Annotated in this window: 18 protein-coding genes; 15 read left to right on the forward strand and 3 right to left on the reverse strand. The window is 36.4% G+C overall.

The features are described from left to right. Positions 1-95: 95 nt before the first annotated feature. The 6 genes from ACQKMH_RS20450 (at position 96) to ACQKMH_RS20475 (ending at position 7674) form a co-directional block, all read left to right on the forward strand. Entirely contained in the window at positions 96-2498 is a 2403-nt protein-coding gene (locus ACQKMH_RS20450; RefSeq protein WP_427589229.1) for a TIM-barrel domain-containing protein, read from the forward strand. 868 nt (positions 2499-3366) lie between these two features. Continuing rightward, on the forward strand, positions 3367-4425 hold the full coding sequence (locus ACQKMH_RS20455) for an ABC transporter substrate-binding protein (RefSeq protein ID WP_427589230.1): 1059 nt from the start codon (positions 3367-3369) through the stop codon (positions 4423-4425). Further along, complete coding sequence (locus ACQKMH_RS20460; protein ID WP_427589231.1) at positions 4379-5272, forward strand: ABC transporter ATP-binding protein; 894 nt, start codon at positions 4379-4381, stop codon at positions 5270-5272. Before ACQKMH_RS20455 ends, ACQKMH_RS20460 begins: the two co-directional genes overlap by 47 nt. A gap of 20 nt (positions 5273-5292) precedes the next feature. Beyond that, on the forward strand, positions 5293-6117 hold the full coding sequence (locus ACQKMH_RS20465) for an ABC transporter permease (protein ID WP_427589232.1): 825 nt from the start codon (positions 5293-5295) through the stop codon (positions 6115-6117). A gap of 298 nt (positions 6118-6415) precedes the next feature. Then, positions 6416-7312 (forward strand): DMT family transporter, encoded by an 897-nt coding sequence (locus tag ACQKMH_RS20470; protein WP_427589233.1) that lies wholly within the window; start codon positions 6416-6418, stop codon positions 7310-7312. A 230-nt stretch (positions 7313-7542) separates the two neighbouring features. Then, positions 7543-7674 (forward strand): hypothetical protein, encoded by a 132-nt coding sequence (locus ACQKMH_RS20475; protein WP_427589234.1) that lies wholly within the window; start codon positions 7543-7545, stop codon positions 7672-7674. Between the two features lie 260 nt (positions 7675-7934). Here the strand turns inward: ACQKMH_RS20475 and ACQKMH_RS20480 are convergent, their stop codons facing one another. Beyond that, the gene (locus tag ACQKMH_RS20480) at positions 7935-9713 is read right to left on the reverse strand and encodes a LamG-like jellyroll fold domain-containing protein (protein WP_427589235.1); all 1779 of its coding nucleotides are present in this window, start codon (positions 9711-9713) and stop codon (positions 7935-7937) included. A gap of 871 nt (positions 9714-10584) precedes the next feature. Between ACQKMH_RS20480 and ACQKMH_RS20485 the strand changes: the two genes are divergently transcribed. The 4 genes from ACQKMH_RS20485 (at position 10585) to ACQKMH_RS20500 (ending at position 15669) form a co-directional block, all read left to right on the forward strand. Next, a complete protein-coding gene (locus ACQKMH_RS20485) occupies positions 10585-12060 on the forward strand; it encodes a spore germination protein (protein WP_427589236.1) in 1476 nt (491 codons plus the stop codon). Between the two features lie 26 nt (positions 12061-12086). Then, the gene (locus ACQKMH_RS20490) at positions 12087-13301 is read left to right on the forward strand and encodes a Ger(x)C family spore germination protein (protein WP_427589237.1); all 1215 of its coding nucleotides are present in this window, start codon (positions 12087-12089) and stop codon (positions 13299-13301) included. Further along, positions 13298-14389 (forward strand): GerAB/ArcD/ProY family transporter, encoded by a 1092-nt coding sequence (locus ACQKMH_RS20495; protein ID WP_427589238.1) that lies wholly within the window; start codon positions 13298-13300, stop codon positions 14387-14389. Before ACQKMH_RS20490 ends, ACQKMH_RS20495 begins: the two co-directional genes overlap by 4 nt. 722 nt (positions 14390-15111) lie before the next feature. Next, positions 15112-15669, forward strand: coding sequence for a GNAT family N-acetyltransferase (locus ACQKMH_RS20500; RefSeq protein ID WP_427589239.1), 558 nt, complete (start codon positions 15112-15114; stop codon positions 15667-15669). A gap of 79 nt (positions 15670-15748) precedes the next feature. Here ACQKMH_RS20500 and ACQKMH_RS20505 read toward each other — a convergent pair whose 3' ends face one another. After that, complete coding sequence (locus ACQKMH_RS20505; protein WP_427589240.1) at positions 15749-16075, reverse strand: antibiotic biosynthesis monooxygenase family protein; 327 nt, start codon at positions 16073-16075, stop codon at positions 15749-15751. A 311-nt stretch (positions 16076-16386) separates the two neighbouring features. Between ACQKMH_RS20505 and ACQKMH_RS20510 the strand changes: the two genes are divergently transcribed. The 5 genes from ACQKMH_RS20510 (at position 16387) to ACQKMH_RS20530 (ending at position 21838) form a co-directional block, all read left to right on the forward strand. Next, the gene (locus tag ACQKMH_RS20510) at positions 16387-17232 is read left to right on the forward strand and encodes a hypothetical protein (protein WP_427589241.1); all 846 of its coding nucleotides are present in this window, start codon (positions 16387-16389) and stop codon (positions 17230-17232) included. 63 nt (positions 17233-17295) lie between these two features. Further along, a complete protein-coding gene (locus ACQKMH_RS20515) occupies positions 17296-17847 on the forward strand; it encodes a dihydrofolate reductase family protein (RefSeq protein WP_427589242.1) in 552 nt (183 codons plus the stop codon). Between the two features lie 384 nt (positions 17848-18231). Further along, positions 18232-19101: a cation diffusion facilitator family transporter gene (locus ACQKMH_RS20520; protein WP_427589243.1), complete on the forward strand. Its 870-nt coding sequence runs from the start codon at positions 18232-18234 to the stop codon at positions 19099-19101. Positions 19102-19566: 465 nt separating this feature from the next. Further along, entirely contained in the window at positions 19567-21195 is a 1629-nt protein-coding gene (abc-f, locus tag ACQKMH_RS20525; protein ID WP_427589244.1) for a ribosomal protection-like ABC-F family protein, read from the forward strand. A gap of 226 nt (positions 21196-21421) precedes the next feature. Then, on the forward strand, positions 21422-21838 hold the full coding sequence (locus tag ACQKMH_RS20530; protein ID WP_427589245.1) for a VOC family protein: 417 nt from the start codon (positions 21422-21424) through the stop codon (positions 21836-21838). Positions 21839-22064: 226 nt separating this feature from the next. Here ACQKMH_RS20530 and ACQKMH_RS20535 read toward each other — a convergent pair whose 3' ends face one another. Beyond that, on the reverse strand, positions 22065-22340 hold the full coding sequence (locus ACQKMH_RS20535) for a ribbon-helix-helix domain-containing protein (protein WP_427589246.1): 276 nt from the start codon (positions 22338-22340) through the stop codon (positions 22065-22067). Positions 22341-22429: the final 89 nt, after the last annotated feature.

A 22429-nucleotide genomic window follows, 5' to 3' on the forward strand; every position in this document is an offset into this window, starting at 1 on the left:
TAAATGCAGTAAATAGCTATTAGAGAGCATCTCTGATGTTAGCTTAATCTTATACTATTTGATTTATAATATACACACAGAGAAGGAGATATCAAATGAGCATTAAGGAGAACTATCAGTTTACTTTCATTAAAGAGAATAACAATATTCTTGACTTTAAATTACTAGATGGAAACACATATGCAAAAATTATGGTGCTTGAAAAAGACATCATTCGAATCTTATTTACAAATGGAGAAAAATTAAAACTTGATAAAACCTGGAGTGTGGCACCAGGACAAGCAGACGTTCCATTGGAGGGCCGTGATCGATTGGATACAAGCGGTTTTTCACTACCAAATTATGAATTTAGACAAGATGATGATGAATTCATAGTAGAAACTTCACGCTTAAAGATTCAGGTGAAGTTAAATGGATTTAAGATCAGCTGGTTTTATCGTGAGAATTCTGAGTGGGAGAACTTTGCGAATGATCGACAAACTCAGGCATATAACTTTGATGGCTCACTTTGTCAGGACATAGTTCATTATTTAAAGCGCGATTTAAATGAACAATATTTCGGATTAGGTGAAAAAACGGGCTCAGTTGATAAGCATGGAAAGCGCTATCGGATGCAGACAATTGATGCGATGGGTTACGATGCAGAATATAGCGATCCCCTTTATAAACATATCCCATTTTATATTACAAGACAGAAGAAAACTGGATTTTCATTTGGAATTTTCTACGACAATTTGTCCAGCTCTATTTTTGAATTAGGTACAGAGCTTGATAATTATCATGAGTTGTACAGATATTATCAAGCTGAACATGGTGATTTAGATTACTATATCATCGCAGGTCCGAAAGTTAAAGATGTCACTCGCAAATTTTCGTGGTTAACTGGACAAACAATCTTTCCACCAAAATGGAGTTTAGGCTATTCTGGATCGACAATGAGTTACACTGATGCTCCGGATGCGCAAGTGCAGTTAAATAAATTCCTAAAGCTTTGTGAAGAACATGATATTTTATGTGATTCGTTCCAGTTGTCATCAGGATATACATCAATCGGCAATAAACGTTATGTGTTTAATTGGAACCGTTCAAAATTTCCGTCTCCTAAAGAGATGGTACAGAATTTTCATGATAAAGATGTACGATTGTGTGCAAATATTAAACCATGTTTGTTAAAAGATCATCCTTTATTTAATGAGTTAAAAGAAAAAAAGATGTTTATAACAAACAGTAAGACAGAAGAACCTGAAATGGCACAATTTTGGGATGATATCGGCGCTTATTTAGACTTTACAAACAAAGATTCGTATGATTGGTGGAAAAGTCAAATAAAAGAAAAATTGTTGTATTATGGAGTTGATTCAACTTGGAACGACAATAATGAGTTTGAAATTTGGAGCAAAGACGCTATTTGCCAAGGCTTTGGCAAAAATCAAGAGTTTGAGCTAATTCGTGCGGTCCAGCCCCTCCTTATGATGAAAGCTTCTTATGAAGCACAGTTAGAATACAATCCTGAATTGCGCCCATATCTAATATCACGCTCTGGTTCTGCGGGAATGCATCGTTATGTGCAAACATGGACAGGTGATAATCGTACCAGTTGGAAAACATTGAAATTCAACATTAAGATGGGAATAGGGTTAAGCTTATCAGGTATTTACAATTTTGGCCATGATGTAGGAGGATTTTCGGGTCCTGCTCCTGAACCGGAGTTGTTTGTGAGATGGGTGCAAAATGGAATTGTTCATCCAAGGTTTACTATACATTCTTGGAATGACGACCAAACAGTTAATGAACCTTGGATGTATCCTGAAACACTGGAATCGATCAGCGCATTGATTAAATTTAGAACAAAGATCATTCCATATCTATATACTGCTCTGCACGAAGCCTATGATAACTATCAGCCTATCATCCGACCGACGTTTTACGATTTCGAACATGATGAAACTACCTTTGAAGAAAACGATGACTTTATGCTAGGTGAGTCACTCTTGGTTGCTTCTGTTGTCGAAAAGGGGAAGAGAGAACGGGAAGTTTATTTACCTAAGAATACTGATGGGTGGTATGACATTCATACGGGAAAATGGTATGAAGGAGGCCAAACAGTTGTAATTCCAGCTCCTTTATCCTATACGCCAATACTAGCCAAAGCAGGATCAATACTTCCAATTAATCAAGCAGAAGTCACTTTTGCAACTAAGAAAGAGGATGAAAGGGGATTTTTATTATTTCCTTCTAAAGGAAAAGGAAAGTCCTCTTACAAATTATATGAAGATGATGGTTTAACAAACAACTATTTGCATACATTTGCCTACATTAATGTTGAAATGGAAGCTGATGAAAGTGAGATTCAAGTGACAATTCATAAGAAAGGATCTTATAAAATGCCATATGATCAGGTCACATTCCACCTCCCAGAAAATGAACAGAGAAAATTAATCGTCAATGGAATAAAACAGGACAGTGATAAAGGCACTTTTAATTATCAATTAAACTAGATTTTCGCTGAATACTTTATCAAATAATCCAAAGTTTATCATCCTCTTATAACGATAATGATATTATATTTCGTTTTTTATTTGGATGATTGCGTGCATCTATTGAACTTTATCTTTTTGATTTTCCTACAATAACCAAAATTGGCCCTTTATTTTGCTCTAGTCAGTATATATTATTGCTTATTGAAGTGACTGGTCTCCTGAGATTATTTTAATGGTTCTTCACTTATATGAAGTACATAAGAACATATAAATAGGAATCCTATCTAATGTTATGTATCATGAAATTAGATTGATGAACAATCAGCATTAAAAAGAGGTATCTCACTTGAATATCCACATGATAAGGTTCAAAAATAAAGAATGAAAATTAACTCCTAGCCTCTAGTATGCTGGGAGTTAGTTTCATTTCCTAAAATTAACAGCGCGATCATAGGTTAATTCTTGTAGGTGTAAGTCAGAAGATTAAACCCAGTTATGAAGAAACATTCATTCTTTGTTCGTAAAAGTACACTTTTGCATACGGTAATGTTTTATGTGTCACATTAGGAGTTATTTTGCACGATAAGTAAATATAAAAAAAGAGATTATATCTAACGGGGTAATCGATCTCCATTTGCATATTCCATATATCTATCCGAATGAACTTAACACTCAATGATTCTAAATGAGTGTTTTTTTTGTGCGAAAATCCACTGAATTATCTAAATTTTCCAAAATTATAATTGACCCAATTGGGATAGCTGATTTAGAATTGATATGTATATAAAATCATGTTTTGTATATAAAACTAAAATAAGGAGGAATAGTAATATCTTTTTATGGAGTATTTCAATTGACTAAAAATTGATTTAGGGAGGTAACTAATATGTTTAAGAAAAAATGGTTCGTACTGCTTTGTTTGGTGTTTATAGTTACTGGATGCAGTTCGAGTGACGAAACTACTTCAGAAAATAAGGGGAATTCAGGAGGAAAAGCGGTAAAGCTTACTTTTACAGAACCTGCACGGTTGTTGTCGGTTGCCCCATTGTACGTAGCCATTGAGCAAGGATATTTTGAAGAGGAAGGAATTGAAGCTGAAATTGTTTCTGGTGGTGGAGGAGCACAAGTAATCGCTTCTGTATTATCAGGTGAAGCTCAGTTTGCGGTCTCAGGTCCTCGAAGTATGTTTACTCCTCTTGACAAAGGTGAAGATTTATTGGCAATTCAATCTTTAAATTCAGCGTTAACCTATCAAATTACACTCTCTAAACAATATCAAAAGAAAAAGAATATTGCTAAAGACTCACCACTTGAAGATAGAGTTGCTTCATTAAATGGCGCAACTATTGGTACAAACCTTGTTGGCGATTCCGGAGATGTATACACCCGATATTTAATGCAATTACATGGAGTGGATCCTAATACTCTAAAAACCGTCAAATTAGCAGGAGATGGATCGAAGATTGGCGGAATGCAAGAGGGGATTGTTGACGGTGGTATAGCATCACCACCGATGGGTTTACAAGTGGAAAGTAAAGATGTTGGTGAGATTGTAATCAATACAAATGAAGAGCCAATGTATGGAAACATGGTCTGGGAAGCTGTTTTTGCTAAAAGGGAATACTTAGAAAAAAATAAGGAAACATCTTTGAAAGTGGTTCGAGCAATTGGCAAAGGTATGGAATTTACCCGTAATCATCCAAGAGAGGCTGCCGAATCAATCGTATCTTATTTTGACGGGATTGATGTTGATATTTTAGAGGAATCAATAATTGGCTTAAAGAACACTTTTAAAGGCTATGGCGAAATGAATCAAGAAGCTTGGGATAATGCTCAAGATCCATTAGTTGAATTTGGCAAAATGTCAGGCGTTTCTACTAAACAGGATACTACTGAAGATGTTATTTGGACAAATAGTTATATTGAAGAAGCTTTTAAAAAATAATGAAAATGGAAAGGAGATGATAGTTAAGGTGGAAAACGCACAATTGGAAGAAAATTTCAAATTATCTACTCGTTTTTTGGATGTTACATACGTAAACAATAAAACTGGTGCAGAAGTGATTGCCCTGCAGAATATTAACTTAAATATCAAAGATGGTGAATTTATATGTATTGTCGGGCCGAGCGGCTGTGGAAAAACAACTTTTTTAAATACTGTAGTTGGATTACTAAAGCCAAGTAAGGGAGAGATTCTATTAGATCAGCAAAAAATTGATGGACCCGGTAAAGATAGGGCAATGGTTTTCCAAAATCCGAGTCTTTTACCTTGGAGAACAGTTTTGGAAAATGTTCTCTATGGAGTTGAACTATTAAAGCAAGTAACAGCAGAGAAAAAGAAAGAGGCCAAAGAATTTATTGAAATGGTCGGTTTAAAAGGTTATGAAAATCATTATCCACATGAATTATCAGGGGGGATGCAGCAAAGGGTAAACTTGGCTAGAGCTTTAACGGTAAACCCGTCATTAATATTACTGGATGAACCATTTTCGGCATTAGACGCACAAACTAGGGAATTTATGCAAGGTGAGTTACTTAGAATCTGGGATGAGACAAAAAAGACAAGTCTTTTTATTACACACCAAATTGATGAAGCGGTATTTTTAGCTGATAGAATTTTTGTTTTTGGTGCAAGACCAGGACGTGTTGTGGAGGTTGTGGATGTTGATATCCCTAGACCAAGAGAGCTCCAAGTGAAGCGTAGCCCAGAATTTTTAAAGATTGTGGACCATATATGGTCAATTATTGAACAGGAGTCTTCAAAACAAGGTTTCGATAATAAAGAAAAATAATAAAGTGAAAGGAGAATACTATGACTAAGGGTACTATCCAACTTACACAATCAAAACATAAGATAAAAAAGGCGAAGAAAATAAAAAAAGAAAAAAAGTCATTTTTTATCAGCGTTGCTTCTGTTTTAATATTCCTGTTACTTTGGGAAGTGGCCTCTCAAAATGAATGGATAAATCCATTGTTTATTAGCTCACCAATTGAAATTGCTCAAGCGGCAGTTTTAATGGTCCAAGAAATTTCTTTTTGGGAAAATATGAAAGTAAGTGGTTACGAATTTGTTGCAGGCTTCGTTTTAGCAATACTTATTGGAATTCCAATTGGTGTGTTGTCTGGCTGGAATGCTAACTTTAATGCAGTAGTTAATCCTTTTATTTCAGGATTATATGTAACTCCTAAAGTTGCCCTTTTACCCGTTATTATCATTGCATTCGGAATAGGGCCAGCATCAAAAATTGTTATAGTATTTTTGATGGCCTTTTTTCCCATAGTGATGAGCGCTCAAAAAGCTATGTTAACATTAGATCAAAACTTAATAAAAGCAGCAAGAACTTTTAATGCAAGTGAATTCCAAATTTTTAAAACGATTGCATTGCCTTCCACGGTACCATTCCTTTTAAATGGTATTCGCTTAGGTATCGGGCAAGGACTGATTGCTGTAGTTGTAGGTGAATTATTCGCTTCGACAGCTGGTATCGGATATCAATTGACAAGCAATGGACAAAATCTACAAACAGATCGTATGTTTGTTGGAGTGTTAGTCATTACCATTACGGGAATCATTCTTACTTCATTATTAGGTATGATTGAAAGACGCTTTTCTTCTTGGAAACCAGAGAATAGTTAATTTATATAGGAATGTAATCGTTATTTTAAACGGTTACATTGTAAAAAGTCTCAAGACAGTATTTCGAGTAATCTATATCTTGGACATTGGTGCTTCTGATACGAAGCACCTTTTGTTTAGCATGCTTTTCAAAGCCTAATCCATCCGTTCCAAGCCCAGCTGGAATTTACTTTCCTATAGAATGTACGCTAGTTCCGTATTTTACTTTGTCACTTCACAGTAAGATGGAAATTTTATTGAAGTTCTCCCATATCCATGTTACCTTCAGGTTATAGTGAATGGTTGGGGGGAATTGGTTTTGAACACTAAGGCATTTTTATTGGCATCAATTACAGTTATTATTTGGGGATCTACATTCGCAGCTATTCGTGCAAGCCTTCATGGCGGGTATTCAGCTGGGCATTTGGTACTTGTTCGTTATCTTATAGCATCAGGGATTTTTGTCCTTTATGCTCTTTGGCCAGGAGTGAAATTTCGTCTCCCGAAAAAAGAGGATTTATTGAGGATATCGATCCTTGCATTAATTGGTATTAGTATTTATCATATCGGGGTGACGTTTGGGGAACAGACCGTTTCGGCGGGAACTGCTGGAATGCTGATTGGTTCAGCACCTGTTTTCATCGCGATCATTGCTTCTATCGTTTTAAAAGAACGCCTTGGCCTATTCGGATGGATTGGTTTAGGAATAGGTTTCACAGGGATCACCTTAATAACATTAGGTACTGCAGGCCCTTCCCTGGATATTTCTGAAGGAGCCTTTTTAGTGCTGATGTCTGCTGTTGCTTCAGCGGTGTTTTTTGTTTTCCAAAAGCCTCTGTTTAGCCGCTATAATCCGATTGAATTGACAGCTTATTTCACATGGATAGGTACGATACCCTTTTTTATATTTGTTCCTGGGCTATTTCAAGAAATGCAACACGCTACAATGGAAGGGCATTTATCAGCTATTTTTGTTGGTATTTTCCCTGCGGCCATCGGTTATGTTACATGGGCAATTGCACTATCGTTAGGAAAAGCCAGTTCCGTTTCAAGTCTGTTATACATTGAACCTGTAATAGCCATTTTCATCGCTTGGCTATGGCTGCAAGAGGTGCCGAGTACTCTCTCAGTCATTGGAGGTGTGATTGCGATATTAGGGGTTCTTGTTGTTAATGGGTTCGGAAAGTACAAATCAGTCATGAAAAAAGCTGCATGAAAAATCAGGGTCTTGGTCTTTCCAACCGGGAATTTTTGAGTGCTTTTTATATATAAGACGAGATATATTCATGGATGCAGATATGAAAGAAGCGCCTAAGAACTGCTTGACATGGTAAATCATCAAATAGCCGCACGCTGGGCTGCAGATTGTACAGATCGCATTTCAAACAAAATTAGCCGCATGATGATCGAGCGATAAAAAGCAAGTATCGCATAGGAGAATTTAGTGTGGAAGAAGCCCGCAAAGCTGCTTTCACAGCCCATGCTGCTGTTGCAGCAGGGTTGCCACTGTACATATGTTTGGGCATGCGCTTCATGAATTCACCTACCAAAGTCTTTTTGATTAGCGAGGCCAGCTAACTTGAAGATATGTTCAAGTTTCACAGCATTTTACCTTCGTAATGTAGGATGATTGTTTATCCTTCCAAACCTTTCTTTGGAAAATGCCGATATATAAAATAGTAATTCACAACCGTTATCAGGCTTTGGAAAAAAATGATGATAGTGCATGATAGCTTGAATGATCCAACACAAAGGGAGGAGTAGTCCAAATAAAAGGAAAGAACCCAGGTTGATTGATTGTTCAGGATACCTGGGAAATATTTTCCTTGTGATTCAAATTACTTAAAGTTAAATCTATTTTTAAAATTCCAATCCAATTTAAATGAATTATTTTCCCCTGTTAAAAATTTATAATCGATATAGGTCTTTTCCTTTTTAGACATTTCATTGACAAATGGGGAAAAAGTACGGAAAAACAGTTCGTTTTTCTTTTCATTAAATTCCACAAGTCTTAGCCAACCATTTCCCCCGCGATAATTCGCTTGGTAATTGACTAGCATTTGTATCACATCATTCCCTGCTGAGTTTTGTTTTACCTGATGTGCTATCCCAAAATAATGTCCATTAACCGTCATGAACACTTGATTGTGATCCTTTACAAGTTCATCCCAGATTAGTCGGCCATTAGACGACTCGACGGCTTTGATTTCATTACCTTTAACCTCTGGGGAAATAATATCATGTGAGACGAGGATGGTCGGTTTATCTTTATGCTGATCTAGAACCTTTTTTGACCACTCTAAGTCCTTATGCAGATTTTTCATATCTACGATCAAGACTAAGTATTCATAACTTCCTGCCTTAGCCATTGCATAAGAGCTATATCCAGATTGAGACGACCCCTTATAGTATTTTTTATTCACAAATCGTTGCGGTCCATAATGTGTTAAAAAAGGGTTTCCGTCAGCATAGTCATGATTACCTGCTGCCATCATATATGGAACTTCATTCTTATCCAAAACGGAAATGGCTCCGAGGGAAATCTGCCATTGTTTTTCTGAATCACTATCGACAATGTCCCCAACGAATGTATTCATAATGATATTGTTTTTTTTCGTATTCTTGGAAATCCAATTCATTTGGCTATTGAAAATCTCTGGATTTTGGCTTGCGTATTTCTGGGTATCTGGAACAAAAAGAAAATTATAATTCTTTTTATTCGTTAGAAAGGGTAAAGATTTGTTTGATCCTTCGAATGGTTCATCGTCACGAGCATCCCGCACAAGCCATTCTTTCTCTGTCAATGCTTTATTAGCAATCCGTATTTCCTGGATGTTTCCTGCAAATAGTGTTCCCAATTTATTTCCCCACTGAGAAGCACCGATGTTCCAGCCTTTACCTTTTATTGCTGCAATGCCTATAACTTTTTCTGATTTTCCGTAATCACTAACGCCATTCAATGTTAAAGTCGTTGTGCCACCGTCATTAACAATAGCCAAATGATACCATTCATCAGGATTTAACGAACGAGACCAATTACTTACATTATATTGTAGGTTGGATGGATGGCTTGACCATTGAATTTTTTGATCACTAGAAACAGTTAATGCAGAAAGAATTTTTTTCTCCCCTTCCATTTTATTAAGGGCCACGGCCTGTCCTTGTCTTGAAAACATGCCCATGCTGCTTTTTAAATTACTTGGCAATTTGAATATTGTCTCGATGGTGAATCCATGATCGAATTTCTCAGAATTTATAGGTGCATCCTTTTTTGTTTTGAAATATCTTCCTGATGGGGCGTTTTCATAATTAGCGAATTTCAAACTATCCACTTTTTCATGATCATAATAATCTTCTTTAGACCATTGAAGCATATTTTTTAATTCAGGCGAGGCCGGATCACCTATCGTCACCAACTCTAGATCATTTCCATGTTTGCTTGCATCTTCAATAATTAAATTACCTTTATCGATTGAACCACTTTTTACATGTTGTTTTGTAAATTTCCAGTCAGCCAGGATATTGCTTCGGTCACTTAAAGATTTTGCCGAATTGGCAATACCAGGAACAATCAAACATAAGAGTGATAGACCTATAAATGCCTTTTTCATCTTCATAAAACACTCACCCCGATAAATTTTGGTCAAGCCATTTAATAATAACGTTTATATTTGTATTCTTTTTTAACTACCTGGATAATTTGTGGAAAACTATGCCTAGGTAGGGAGAGTCCGTTAAAGGCGCAATATGGTATAGTTTGCTTATCTTCTTGATAACTTATTAAGGATGAGTAAAAAAGACTTATTCTTTTAAAAAGGATTAGGAGATAAGACCTAATTCGTGCAATTTAACTTGTTGATCGCTTTAATCACAACAAATTGTCAAAAGTGAATAGGAAGAGGTGTTATTTGAAGAAATTTGAAATTTAGATGGTGAGGTAGGGAAACAAGCAGTGTTTTCGTATAAGGACAGTTGAAGGTGCGGGGGAATGGCTTGTATTAAAAGAGCTAATACCAGAGCTGCGAAATAAGAGTGTACTTGATTTGGGCTGCGGTTTCTGAAGGCATTGCCGATTTGCCCGTGAACAGCAAGCCAGTTCCGTCGTTAGTATTGGTATTTCCGACAACATACTTTAAAGAGCACGTGAAAAAACGGATGATACTTTCATTTCATATAGTAAAATGCCAATTGTCTATGGCTGCATTTCACTATCAGGGACCGTCAATAAGGTTGTGTAAATAAGCAATTCCTTTTCCTACTGATTTTATCGACTTGTGTGCTTTAAACATCCATTGTATATGTAAAAATTCCTTTTCTCTGACGCAAATTTTCCTTTTATGAATTTGAGTTAAGTAAGCTTTAAAAGCTCTACTTCAGTTATTTTTTATACCCTCTCCTCCTCGTCCAATTCAGGTATATTTCCCCTATTACAGGTTATCCTAATCAGCATATGTAAGCGTTATTAAAGAAGGAGACCTAGAAACCAAAATGGCAATTCAACGTGGTCTAATAAATGAAAATATTGAACAATTTAAGGTGCATCTAGAAAAAGAACTTGGGGCTAATTCAGACCTTTTAATTAGAGAATTTCAATTACATAACCGTGTAGATTTAATCATTGTCTATATTGATGGGATTTGTGATAAACAAGTGATTGAAACTTCTATTATCAAACCTATTTTGGAAGTATGTAACGATTCTTTTTATTTCAATGAACCTAATAGAACAACCGAGTTAAACAATTATCTAAAAGACCAGGTATTATCTGCTTCAGAAGTAGAAATAGCGTCTACGTGGGATACTATATTATCTTCTCTTGTATCAGGAAATACAGTTATCTTTTTTAACAAGAGTTCAGAAGTATTAGTGATAGGGACTAAATCGATTGATTCTCGCTCCATTAGCGAACCTACCACACAAGTTCTTGTTCGCGGTCCCAAAGACAGCTTTACAGAAAAAATCCGCACGAATACGTCTCTCGTGCGTTCACGCATTCAACATCCTAGTTTACGCATTGAGTTTTTTAAATTAGGGGAAAGGACACAAACGGATATAGCTATCCTTTATATTGAGGATGTAGTAGACGGATCTATATTAAAAAAAGTAAAAGAGAAAGTAAAAAATATTAAAATCGATGGCATATTGGAATCTAGATATATCGAAAGCTTTTTAGAAGATGAAACATACTCTCCCTTTCCCCGTACGTTTAATACAGAACGGCCAGATGTAATGGCTGGTAACTTGTTAGAAGGGAGAATAGGCATTTTAGTGAATGGGACACCATTTGGGCTTATCTGTCCTACGCTATTAATGGATCACTTCAAAACCGCAGAAGATTATTATGAAAAGTCTGATATTAGCTCGCTCATGCGCTTATTGAGGATATTTTCTTTTATTATTTCATTGTTAACACCAGGTGTGTACGTAGCTTTAGTGACACATCACATTGGAATGATTCCAACTAACTTAGCAGTTAGTATTGCAGCACAACGAGAAGGAGTACCTTTTCCAACTGTTGTCGAAATCTTTTTGCTTGAAGTGACATTTGAGATTCTACGAGAAGCAGGCATTCGGATTCCCCGAGCTTCAGGACAGGCAGCATCCATTGTAGGTGCTCTAATTATTGGGCAGGGGGTTGTAGAGGCCGGATTTGTCTCTTCTGTTTCAACTATTATCGTAGCTTTAACGGCAATCAGCAGCTTTGCTGTCCCTCAATATTCCATTGGAGCAACGGGCAGAATCTTGCGATTTGTTTTTTTATTTATGGGAGCTTTTATAGGTTTATATGGTATTATGCTCTCTTTATTTTTTATTGGTTTTCACATCGCAAAGCTACATTCTTTTGGTGTACCATATTTATTACCTGTGACTCCATTTAATGCTGCTGCTCAACAAGATAACTTTATTCGAATGCCTTGGCGTCAAATGAAGCGAAAAAATAATAAGATAAGAGATGAAAAATAAGAGGTCTAAAAGAGATGGTGAGAGACATGATCGGAACGTTTTCTAAAGGGTTTAAAGTTCTAGCAATCATTTCGTTTTGTAGTTTTCTTGCAGCTTGTAGTGATTATAAAGAAGTAAATCAGATTAGTTTTGCAATCGGTGTGGCCTTGGATAAAGAAAACGACGGAACATATAAGGCTACTCTACAGGTGGTCAATCCTTCCAATGTTACTTCAGCTAGCAGTACAGGAGGACAAGGTCCGGCCATATTAAATTATCAAGGACAAGGAAGAACCGTAGGAGAAGCTATGTGGAAGAGCTTCGAGAAACTCCCTCGTCCAGCTAGTTTTCCTCATTTAGAGATAGTGGTAATAAGTGAGGCGATAGCGAAAGAAGGTTTACTTAATGCTCTAGAGTTGTTTGATCGAGAGCCCGATGTCCGTTTATCAACGGCTGTGACAGTTTCCCATAATTCCTCTGCACGTTCTATTTTAAACGCGCTCACACCTTTAAATAAGATACCAAGCAACTCGTTAATTTCTAATCTAGAGAATATTAAAAAAGTAGCAGGTACGGGTCAATCGTTAACTATTAGTCAAATTATTCAATATATTAAAGATGATGGGCAGGAAGTAGCGATATCAACTGTAGCATTACCTAAAAAGAAAAAAGGTTCAGGTGATTTATCTAACCTAGAAAAAGCATCTCCTACTTCTCCTGAGATAGATGGGACAGCCTTTTTTAAAGAAGATAAATGGGTAACATGGAGTAAGGATCATGAAATACGTCCTGTATTAATAGCTTATAATGAGATGAAATCTTCGTATATCACCGTCCCTTTTGAAAAACATAAATTTGTTACCGCTCATTTACTAACTGTAAAATCTAAAAAGTACACAACTGTCAAAGATGGAAAATCCTACATTAAGATGAATGTAAAAGGGCAAGCAGAGATAGAAGAGATAAAGGGCTTATATACCTTAGAGAATGATAAAGACCTTCAACCTATTGAAAAATGTGTAGAGGAAGAAATAAAGAAGGAAATAAAAAAGATGATTGCCCTTACCCAGAAATATCAAACAGACACATTAGGATTTGGTAAACAATTATCCTTTCAACATCCTTCTCAATGGAAAAATTACCGTAAATCATGGAGTTCTCTTTACCAAATAGCCCAAACAGAAGTTCACGTTGATATTTCGATTAAAACAGCAGGATCACGTACACATTCAAACCAATTCCAAAGGGGTGAAACACAATGAAAGAGAAAATAAATACGATTCAATTTTTCTGCCTCATTGTGTTATTTGAAATAGGAAGCGCTCTATTGCTTGAAATAGGGCGACCTGCGGGTAAATATGGATGGATTGCCTTGATGGCTGCAGGCCTATTAGGGTGTTTACTTTATCTAGTATACACAAAGCTTCATACCTATTACCCATCCTTACCTCTTACTCAATATACTCAATTAATCTGGGGGAAGCATATTGGAATAATAATTAGCTTCCTGTATGTCCTCTATTTCATGTACATGGCGGCACGTATCTTGAGAGACTTTACAGCCTTATTATTAATAATGGCCTATCGTAATACTTCTCCAGTTATACTTGCAGCATTGATGATGGGAGTATGCATGTATGGTATTAAACAAGGGATACAAACAATAGGAAGAGTAGCTTTAGCTGGATTTGTTCTTCTTTTTTCTATTTTATTTTTAATCATTATCTTTCAATGGATTAACGGGTTATTGGAAGTAGATAATGTACGGCCTATAATCCCAAGAGATTGGTCTCCAATCCTTCATACAATTTTCCCAACAGCGTTAACCATTCCATTTGGAGAGATGATTGCTTTTTTAATGATTTTTCCTGTTCTAGATCAGAAATCGAAAGTGAAAAAAATAGGATTATATGCCATTATAGCTAGTTGCCTCTACTTGGCTTTTTCCTCTATTGTTAATATTATGATATTAAATGAAGATATTGTAGAATCATCTATTTTTCCACTTCTATCAGCTGCTTCTCTTGTGGATATTGCTCATTTTATTACCCGTTTGGAAGCGCTAGTTGTTATTACATTGGTTACGTTAGGGATTTTTAAACTGTTGATTTTCTTCTATTGTACTGTTATTGGAACAGCAAATATCTTACAAATAAAGAACCAAAATAAATTAATCTTACCCTTAGGACTTTTAATTTTAACTTTGTCGTTTGCTATTGCGCCTAATTATATTGAACATCTTTATATTGGAATTCACAAAGTACCTTATTACCTACATATTCCTTTGCAAATTGTTGTGCCTATACTACTTCTTTTGACAGCTTTTATAAAGAATAGAAAAAAAACATAACTATATTGAATATAAGACCATCGTAAATGCTACCCATTTTGACTTCAATATTGTATCCATTACCTTTAAATAGAATGTGTAATAGCATTTTTCTTTTTCATGATTTATCATATTAGTCTACATCCAATAAAACGATATTTTGTACATAATAATTAAAAAAGCTACCCCGGGTCGACAGGCGGTATGCTCGCCCTATAATAGACAAGTAAAAGAAAGTAACCTATTCTGTCTACTATGGAGGGGATTTTTTTATGGGGAAAAAGAAGAGAACGTTCGACATTGAGTTTAAGAAAGAGCAGTTGATTTATATCTTTGGAGTGGTATGAGCTTTTTTAATATTCCATTTTCAACTTTATATCGTTTTATTTTCTTTTCTGTGTTCTCTGAATAAGTATGTGAATGCCCTATTGTTTTGGCCCTTTTTGTTTAGCCTCGTAGTTCTTCGAGTCCTTTCATGCCTTCAGTTTCAAAGTGACGAACACAACTCACAAGGGTTGTATGATTAATCCCTAATTCTTTTCCAACCCTTACAATCCATGACAGTTATCCCCCATAATAGACCAACTATCCTATTAATTATTATCTGAATTTAACGAAAGTAGGGACGCTTTTTCTTTATTAACATTCATTCTTTAATCAATAAATCGTTGATTATTGGCTTTATTTAGGTGATGATTGAAACAGTAAAATATGAAAAAGGGACATCAGAGGAGGGAAATTGGATGGGGAAAGAATTTCCGCTTATTGAAACAAAGCGATTGATTTTAAGGGAAGTTACAAAAGCAGACGCGAGTGATATGTTTACATATCTATCTGATACGGATGTAGTGAAGCCAATGGGGTTAGATCCATGCCAAACAGTAAATGACGTATTGGATGAAATAAAGTGGTACGAATCTATATTCCAAGAAGGTACGGGAATTAGATGGGGAATTACATTAAAAGATACCGGTAAGGTAATAGGAAGCTGTGGTTTTCTGAATATGGCCACCAAACATCATCGAGCTGAAATTGGATATGAATTAAATAAAGCATATTGGGGAAAAGGTATTGCTAGTGAAGCGTTGGAAGCCGTTGTAATGTATGGGTATCGTCACTTTCACCTGGAAAGGATTGAAGCTCTAATTGAACCTACCAATCACCCATCCCAAAAACTAGTGGAAAAACGAGGATTTAGAAGAGAAGGATTGCTGAGGCATTATGAATATACTTGTGGCAAATTCGATGATTTATATATGTACTCACTCATTAAAGAGGATCTTATTGACATTTCTTTTTAGGTAGACCGCTAAAAAAGCGGTCTTTTTCTATAGCAAAAATCATAATAAAGCCATGCAAGTACATGAAATCTTAGTATTTTTACTTACTTGTATAATCTCTTTCAACCTTACAAATCCGGGTTGTGTATGACGAGTACCAATCTTTCATACCTTTTTCTTGTGCCTTCTTGTGAGCGGCGTTTTCTTTCCAGAGCTTAATGGCATCGAGGGATCTCCAATAGGATACAGTAATTCCTACTCCGTGTTGATCTCTCACGCTTTCGACTCCTAAATAGCCTTCTTGTTGAGCGGCAAGTTCATCCATGAAATCTGCGGTAGAATTGTAGCTTTCGGCATCTTTATCGCTTCTCTGGGAAGTGAAAATACAAGCGTAGTATGGTGGTTCAGGTGTATTTGCAAAAAACATGAAATGATGCCTCCTTTTATCCTAATATTCAAAATAATACCACATCGGATAGAACGTGGATACAGCATTTTCCTATAAGGGAATCTTACTTAAAATCCCATTATCGGGAAGAAGCAGAAGGGAATCCAGCGTTGTAAAAAGACGAAGATGAGCATATTTCACAGATACGAAGAAACGACTAATATTCAGAAGGCAATTTTCGGAAGCTATTAATTTCAGTAATTCAGTATTTCAGAGGAAGAAGGGGTTTTTTTCCTGATTCACGAATATATAGTTTTGTAGGTTTTTCAAAGAAAGGAATGATTTTATGTGTGGGATTTGTCAGTAAACATATAGAAAGAGATGCATTTTTACCAAAACATCGCGATATTCTATTGGATAATGCATTAAAGGATTTATCAGCAGATCCTAATGTTTTGGCAATTTACCTAGCTGCTTCATTAGCAAAAGGAAACTTTGATAATTACTCTGATATAGATTTGCACACCATTGTCATTCCAGAACGGAAAGCGGATTCCTTAAAGGAAAAAAGGAATAGGGCCAATAACTGGGGAACTGTTTCATTTCACGAAGACTACAATCCTTCTTCACCGTATGTCATCACTCATTATGATACCTTTGTAAAAGTGGATAGCTGGTATCACTTACCTGAGGAAGTTGTACCATCCATCTGGTTAAAAGGGGTTGAAGTACTATATGATCCTTTTAATATGATGAGTCATGGTATAAAGGAATCAGGAAAACTAGTTTATAAACCGTCACCCGATGAAGTTGAGCATTGGGGAGGGAAGCTGCTTGCTTTTATTCATGAAACTTACAGAGCTGTTATGAGGGAGGAAATATTTTATGCACTTTCTAATCTTGATAGGGTACGGTGGCTGATTGTGTCTGGTTGGTATATGGAAATGGAAATGGAAGAACATGTAGATAGTCCCTATTGGGTATGGACGAAAATCGAAGGTAAAAGAAGTAAATTAGATGAAAGGCAATTATTCCTTTTGGCAGGTTGGGATTGTGGCCGTAATTCAAATGAAATCATGAAAACGATGAGAGGTATGTTCCCAGAATTCCTTAGACTGAATAAATACCTAAGTACTCAAGTGGATATCGAAGCAAAAGAAGACCACATAAAAAAAATAATGGATATGGCTATATGATACAAATTTTCTACTAAAGCAATGAATGGCGCTCGAATAGAATGTTTTTGGAGGGATGACAAAGTGGCGAAATTGGTTTATCATGTTGCAGTCTCATTAGACAATTTCATTGCGGACCAAGGGATTGTAGATGGGAATATTAATCAATCACTTTTCTTATTTGAAGGGGAACATGTCCCGGATTTTTTATCCGATATCCAGCAATATGAAGCAGTGTTGATGGGGAGAAAAACATATGAGTTTGGTTTTCATTTTGGAGCTAAGCCGGGTGAACCTGGCTATAAAGGTATAAAGCATTATATATTTTCAAATTCCCTTCAGTTCGAATCAAACGAGGAAGTAGAGCTCATCAAAGGTGACTCTGTAGCATTTATTGAAAACCTCAAACAGCAAGGGACCGGTAAGCTATGGTTATGTGGGGGAGGAGAACTGGCTGGAACGTTAATCAACCATAAACTCATTGATCAATTGGTGCTGAAAGTGAATCCAGTCATTATCGGTGAAGGTATACCTCTATTCGGAAGCGTAAAGCCTTGTCTTAAATTAGATTTAGTTGAAATGAAACAATATCCAAACAGTGTGATTAAATCCACGTATAATATCATATATACCTAAAAGGATACGAGTTGGCCGAAAAGCTTCATTCCTACATACAGGAGTGCTTTTTAATAATTAGTGAGGGTTGCGTTGGCAACCCTTTTTTAAATGCAACAAACAAAGTTCAAACGTGTTGTGGCTTTCAAATTCATTGGTCTTGGATATTGAAGTTTAACAAGGGAGCTTCCCTTAAGAAAAAAGTGAAAAATAGATAATGGAACAACATTCAAATGATTTTGATTTATTAAAAACTTCATATATTTATTCTTTTCAGACAGTTTCCCCTATGCAACATAGTTACCTATTACTTACTTATATAAAACGGTACAAAAAGGTTGCTATAGACCCACCCAATTTAAAGTTGATATTATATTCATGTACTTAATTGTGGGGGGAAGTTGAATGGAAGAACAAAAATATAATGACCTCAAATTAGGCGAACGTGGTGCAATCATTAGTATAATTGCTTATATTTGTCTATCTATCTTAAAACTGGTTATAGGTTACATAAGTGACTCAGCGGCATTAAAAGCGGATGGGTTGAACAATACCACAGATATTATCGCATCCATTGCCGTACTGATTGGATTAAGGCTAGCTCAAAGGCCCCCTGATAAAGATCATGGTTATGGTCATTGGAAAAGTGAAACGATCGCTTCTATGGTTGCTTCCTTCATAATGTTTGCCGTTGGTGTACAAGTTTTAATAGATGCTGTCACTTCCATGCTTGAAGGTGGAGAGGAATCCCCTGACGTATTGGCGGGATATGTGGGTGTTTTATCTGCGATAGCTATGTATTTTGTATACCGATATAATAAAAAGCTTGCTCTCAAAATAAACAGTAAATCTGTTATGGCAGCTTCAAAAGATAATATATCCGATGCATGGGTTAGTATAGGAACAGCCATAGGTATCTTTGGGTCCCAATTAAACATGCCTTGGCTGGATCCCCTAACTGCCATCATTGTTGGTGTTTTAATATGCAAAACTGCGTGGGAGATATTTATACAAGCCTCTCATGAACTTTCTGATGGATTTGATGAAGATAAAATTCATCTTTATAAGGATGTAATTACAAATGTGGAAGGCGTTAAGGGGATAAAAGAAATTAAAGGGAGAAATTATGGGAATAATGAAGTGATTGATGTTGTGATTCTTGTTAATTCCACATTGGATATTAAAGAAGCTCATGATATTGCGACACACGTAGAAAAAGTTATGACGAAAGAACACGGAGTGTACGATGTTCATGTCCATGTAGAACCCAATTAATTTTATGGGCACGGCAAATAAGTGGTCTATGGATGGGGATTCATGTATCTTCATTCTACAAAACACGATATGTTCCGAATTAGAATTAGCCCTTTTTTAAAAAAATGGTTGACAACAAGAGAATAAAATGCAATCATAAATACATTACATTGGAAGGAATAGGTACCTCATACAATGAAGCAGTAATCTTATCAAATAAACAGTAAATCTAAATATTTTTCAATGGGTGTATATGGTCAGGTATGTTCAATGCTAGTACGCGTCACTTTTTCATTTGAACAATCACTTCTTACCCATGTGAAATTTTTAATGATTATGTTTAGAGATGGGATTCGTCTGCTCGTTTATAGGTACTAATTCATATACAAATACTTTTTCTGTCAGCGAAAACAGGAGAGGTATGTTTAGTTTGTGTATATTTTAGTAGCAGGCGATCTCTCTCTAAAAATTAGAGGGGGATTTTTTATGTTGTTTTTAAAAGCCAGTGATTTAAAGAAAAGCTACGGGAACCGTGAAGTTCTTTCCGTTGATTCACTCCAACTTTACAAACATGATCGTGTTGGCGTAGTTGGGAGAAATGGAGAAGGAAAAACGACATTGCTTTCCATATTAGCAGGTGTTAAGGAACCGGATTCCGGTCACATCGAGAACTATGGAACGGTCACTTATATCCCACAGCTAGAAGAAACTGAACAGGAAATAAGTGGAGTGTTGGCGAGTATTTGGAACTTGCCCAATGAGGATCAAGAAATGATAAGCGGCGGCGAACGCACCCGAAGAAAAATAGCTGCAGCCTTGACATCCAATGCGGATGTCTTGATTGCAGATGAGCCTACAAGCCATTTAGATGTATTCGGAATTGAACAGCTGGAAAAGGATCTGATGTCTTTTGATGGAGCTATATTGCTCACTTCCCATGATAAAGCATTCTTAAATCACCTGTGTACAACAATCTGGGAAGTTGATCAAGGCAAGGTTACAGTATATGAAGGGAATTACGAAGATTATACCGAACAAAAGCAGGCAAAAACAGAAAAGGAAAATAAGGAATATGCAGAGTATAATCGTGAAAAGGATAGGTTGAAGAAGGCTGCTCAAAACTTACAGACCAAATCGGATTCAATCAGGAAAGCCCCTAAACGAATGGGGAATTCGGAAGCAAGACTTCATAAACGGAGCTCCGGGAAACAGAAGGCGAAATTGAACCGTTCTGCTGAAGCGATCGAAACTCGAATCGAGAAGTTAGCAAAAAAAGATAAACCTAGGGAAAATCCTCCTATCATTTTTGATATTTCCGAATTTCCCTCTTTACACAGCAAAAGGGTCATTCGATTTAATGGCTGTTCCCTGAAAGTCGGGTCTAACACACTAAAGCAGCATATCTATGGGGATGTCCCCCTAAAATCCAGGCTCGCCATCAATGGGCAAAATGGGTCAGGCAAATCGACGTTATTGAAAAAGATAGTCGATCGTCAAGCGGATTTAAATGTAGCGAAGCCGGCAAAGTTAGGGTTTTTCGCACAACAACAAGAAAATTTGATCGAAAGTAAAACGGTACTTGAAAATATTTTGCAGGATAGTCCATACAATCAAGCCTTTGTTCGAACGATATTATCCCGATTAGCCTTTAAAGGAAATGATGTGTACAAACAAGTATCACTCTTAAGCGGTGGTGAAAGAGTCAGGGCTTCGCTGGCAAAGGTTTTTTTGGGAAACTATAATGTACTGGTTTTGGATGAACCTACAAATTACCTGGATATAAGCACTAAAGAGGCTTTAACCGAGGTGTTAAAAGCATATCCAGGAACCATTATTTTTGTAACCCATGATCGTTCATTGATTCAATCACTTGCAACACATACTCTTTCTTTTGAAGATGAACCTTCGAGAGTTAGAGTCATCAACCAGGAACCAAAAAAAATGGATGCGGAAGAAGTTGATCATCAAGACAAAAAGGCTGAACTGCTTACGATAGAAGTGCAAATCCTCGAGACACTTGGGAAACTGTCCACGGTTATGAATGACGCGGAAAAAGAGGAATTGGATAGGGAATTCAAGCGGCTCTTGAACAAGAAAAGGAAGCTTGAAAGCTAAAGGGCTTTCCTATTTCTAAAAAAGGAATTGTTGCAGAAAATAGACGATATCACCTAGCGAATAAATCAAAGAAATTCAACAACAGTCAGGTCTTCTTTCTTAACATAGAAAATGCTGCAGATAAAATAATACTTTTTAAGAATGTACTTCATTTCTTTCGTTCCGAATCAGTTTTTGATAAGTTGGGAATACATGATAATGAAGAAAGCATGAAGGGGGCAATAGGATGAAACCACGGATTACTGTCATTACATTAGGTGTAGATGATTTGGAAAAATCGCTAGAGTTCTATCGTGATGGGCTTGGATTTCGAACAGAAGGGATAATTGGCAAGGAATTTGAGCATGGCGCCGTTGCCTTTTTCGACTTGCAATCAGGCCTAAAGCTTGCCATTTGGAATCGAAAGGATATTGCTCATGAGGCCAAGGTTGCTTTGACTCCAACAAGTTCTACAGAATTTACCATTGGTCACAATGTAGCCAGCAAAGAAGAAGTGAATACCGTGGTGGAGCAAGCAAAAAAAGCGGGTGCGGTCATAACTGATCCGGCACACGATACATTCTGGGGAGGATACTCTGCACACTTTCAAGACCCGGATGGCCATTTGTGGGAAGTGGTTTGGAATCCGGAGTGGGATATCTGAGAATCTTGAATGTGATCCATTTCAAGTGGTTCTTGCGTTTAGAAAGCATCCGTAGAAGTTCTATCCAAATGTTAAAACAAAGTTAATTGGAATGGAAGGTATGTGACTCCTGCGGGAAAGCGAGTAGCCTACGTTCCATCAACGTTTACATTGTAAAAGCCATAAAAAACTGTAGGCAAACCCGATTTTCAACGAGTTTGCCTACAGTCTGAAGCAAGCACTTTACCTAGAGGTATAGTGCTTGTTTTTTATTAATAAAATCTCTGCTTTTTTCAATCATTTCTTTATTCTTTTCAATCGCTTCGTTATTACTGAATTTCACCTGTGCATTAACGGTCTCATTGTCTTCCATGTATTCAAGCAGCAAGTCTACAGCTTTTTCCATGAGTCTTTCTATGGGGATATTTCTATCTTCAGAAAGATTGGTGAGTCTATTAGTTAAATAAGGATTAAGCGTAATGTTTAATGGTTTTCTCGTTTCGGAATGAATAAGTCGTTCCACCTTAAGTCGTTTTATCTATTATATAACTATAATTATAGTTAAACAAATGTGAGTGTATGCAGTGGCTTATTGGAACCCGAAGTCCCAAT

Origin of the sequence: Peribacillus sp. NPDC097895, assembly GCF_050277555.1 — a bacterium.
GTDB lineage: Bacteria > Bacillota > Bacilli > Bacillales > DSM-1321 > Peribacillus.